We start from the raw sequence: 2,630 nt of genomic DNA on the forward strand, positions 1-2,630 counted from the left end.
GTGCGGTCAAAACTTCTTTCGCTTTTTTATGAAGTGTGTGGTTCAACTCGCCATGTGAATGGCCAAAATTTTTACCGCCATCCAATAATAAAATATTCATCTTTTGCTCCTAAAACAAATATGAGAGCTTAAATTATGCCTTTTTACTGCATCTTTTAAAAGTGCATTCACTTACACGCTATTTACAGACCATAAAGGGAAATTTATCATATCTATCATTAGCATTCATCATTCTTCTTTTGTAACCAGCACGAAATCGATTTACCGCTGTTCGAGCTGATTTTGTACCGCGCACTCTCATTAATTGCCAGTACCGCCACTTTAATTTTCGGGGCTTGAATTTCAGCAAATGCAAGACGGGCTGCGGTTTCCATTTTATTGCCGAACAGCATTTACTTTTTTTAGGCTATTTCCTTGCCACCGCAGGCTCCGGCTTGGTTATGTTTCTGTTGCTGGCGACTTTGAATTTGGCGAGACAGGGGCGCTTGTTGGTGAAATGAAAAATCGTGCGGCTTAAAGGTGTTATAAAACGGACATAGTCTCAGGTCGTCTGAAAACTATATTTGGAAATTCAAACCGATGAAGATAAACCCTGAAAACGGCAGCATCATTCTGCCGGACGGCAAGGCCATCACTGCACACACCACGCTTGATGACTGGATTGCATGCTTCCCAAAATCCACCCCGAATCATCTGCAAGCGGGAATAACATTTTTCGGTTTGTCATTTACCAAACATTCCGAACAATACACCCTTACCGCCCAATTCGAGCAGCAACGGCTGGAGCGCTTATCCATATTCTTCTGCCCGATAGGCGAGGACAACAGCTGGGCAGCATGGTCGGAGGAGCGCGAATTGCAACGCAGAAAACAATTTGATCGATGGCTGGATAAACAGCTGGGCGATGCCCCTTGCTCCATTGAAACATCGGCAGCAGGCAAGTGCCGTCGATTTACATGGGGCAATGCGGGCGCGTATTACCAATAAAGACGGCAGTACGATGATTGTCATCAGTTATCGCTGAACACCTTTCAAAGGATGCTCCATGCACTACCAATCGCTCAACGCCGCGCTGGAACAATACAGCGGCAATCTGACCCAGAATCCCGCCTCCCCTGACAGCCTCGCCCTGCATATCGACCGTCAAACGCAAGGTCGTCTGAAACTCCACACACCTGACGGCATCAGCCTCAGCCTGACTTATCAGGACGAACCCGTGTTCTGGTCGTTCTTCAGCCACGATTTATACGACGTTTACCTCGTCCGCAGCTACGCCGAAAGCTGGCAGGCATATCAGCCCGTCGCAGATGGACAAGCATTCCAAGCCGTACCGTCCCAAAGGCCGTCTGAACGCCCCTACTCCGAAGCGGGTATCTTTTCAGACGGCCTCCAAAACACATTCAGCCGCCCCACCCTGCAAGCGTTCAACCAACACCATCTAGGCATTCTCCGCAACGATACCGGCCTATGCTGCGCCATCACCCAACTGCGGTTTTGGAAGCAAAACCAAAGCGAGCCGCACACCACGTCTGAATACGAAAACCGCAACCTACTCGAATGCAGCCTCGCCGTCGCCCAAGCCGCATACAGGCGGAGACAGAACATCGGAGCATATTTTAATAGTGATTGTTAAGGCTGATAGTGAAAACTTTTCTCCAATAAATAACGTCATTGACTGAAAAAGAAAAGGTTCACACATGATTAAGGAAAGATTGAAAGAAAGTAGGAGAAACGGTGGAAACTAAAATGCAGGGATTGACAGTAGTTATAAGTGATAATAACTAATCAACAATGGTCTTTGCATTTTGTGGAGAGAAAAAAGCTAGGATTAATGAAATAAGACCATCTGAACAGTTTTGAATAAGCTCAAACAAAGTTGGCACAATTCACTATCTTTACCCTACTCTATTTCGCCAGGCTACAATTTCGCCAGGCTACGATTAATGATAAGGTTACAGTAAAATTAACCAGCCAAATTTCTATTAAAACCTATTGATTTGATACTAAAAATTGGAGTACTATGAGCACACTCTCTAGAGTATCATTAATTCTCATTTGACATATAGGAACAATAAGCGGAATTTGTAGAAGAATAGGGAAAAGGAAATTAATTTATATTATGTTAAATTCATAACACTAGTATTTTAGCCTGCTAAATCCTGTTACTCTCAGTAGTTCAATCACTTACATAATTAAAGGGGCTGACGTAGATTAGCGGTTATGCTAGGCTACAAAAATGCAGATAACCAATTGTAAATTAAGCAAGAGAGTTCAAAAGAAATTACTTGAATTTTTTGTACTCCAAGTTACCGCCCGTTTCACTGACGATATTTTGGGCATTCAGTCCAACTCCGCTATTCTGTTCTACCGCAAAATTCGTATGGTTATCAGCCATTATCTGGCCTTGGTTGCCGATGAGGTTTTGAGGGCCCTGTCGAGTTGGACGAAAGCTATTTCGGTGGACGGCGTAAAGGCAGACGTGGTCGTGGCGCGGCAGGAAAAGTGGTTGTCTTTGGTATTCTGAAACGCAACGGACGGGTCTATACCGTTGTCGTAGATAATGCCAAGTCTGATACTTTGATGCCTGTTATCAAACAGAAAATCATGCCGGACAGCATTGTTTACACGGA

2 protein-coding genes and 3 pseudogenes are annotated in these 2,630 nt (G+C 44.5%); 3 read left to right on the forward strand and 2 right to left on the reverse strand.

Annotation, left to right across the window (positions count from 1 at the left end; all coding sequences use genetic code 11):
• Window positions 1-100: pseudogene (locus HMPREF3022_RS11405) on the reverse strand (NADPH quinone reductase MdaB); the annotation flags it as partial.
• A 118-nt stretch (window positions 101-218) separates the two neighbouring features.
• The gene (locus HMPREF3022_RS11775) at window positions 219-374 is read right to left on the reverse strand and encodes a hypothetical protein (protein ID WP_168166422.1); all 156 of its coding nucleotides are present in this window, start codon (window positions 372-374) and stop codon (window positions 219-221) included.
• Between the two features lie 205 nt (window positions 375-579).
• On the opposite strand from HMPREF3022_RS11775, the gene HMPREF3022_RS08910 reads away from it, so the two are divergent.
• The 3 genes and pseudogenes from HMPREF3022_RS08910 to HMPREF3022_RS08920 form a co-directional block, all read left to right on the forward strand.
• Window positions 580-987 carry a hypothetical protein gene (locus tag HMPREF3022_RS08910; RefSeq protein ID WP_239669546.1) on the forward strand — a complete coding sequence of 136 codons (408 nt, stop codon included), beginning with the start codon at window positions 580-582 and terminating at the stop codon, window positions 985-987.
• A gap of 301 nt (window positions 988-1,288) precedes the next feature.
• Window positions 1,289-1,633: pseudogene (locus HMPREF3022_RS11925) on the forward strand (L-aspartate oxidase); the annotation flags it as partial.
• Between the two features lie 603 nt (window positions 1,634-2,236).
• Window positions 2,237-2,630: pseudogene (locus tag HMPREF3022_RS08920) on the forward strand (IS1595 family transposase); the annotation flags it as partial.

Origin of the sequence: Neisseria sp. HMSC065C04, from assembly GCF_001815375.1 — a bacterium.
Lineage (GTDB): Bacteria > Pseudomonadota > Gammaproteobacteria > Burkholderiales > Neisseriaceae > Neisseria > Neisseria flavescens_D.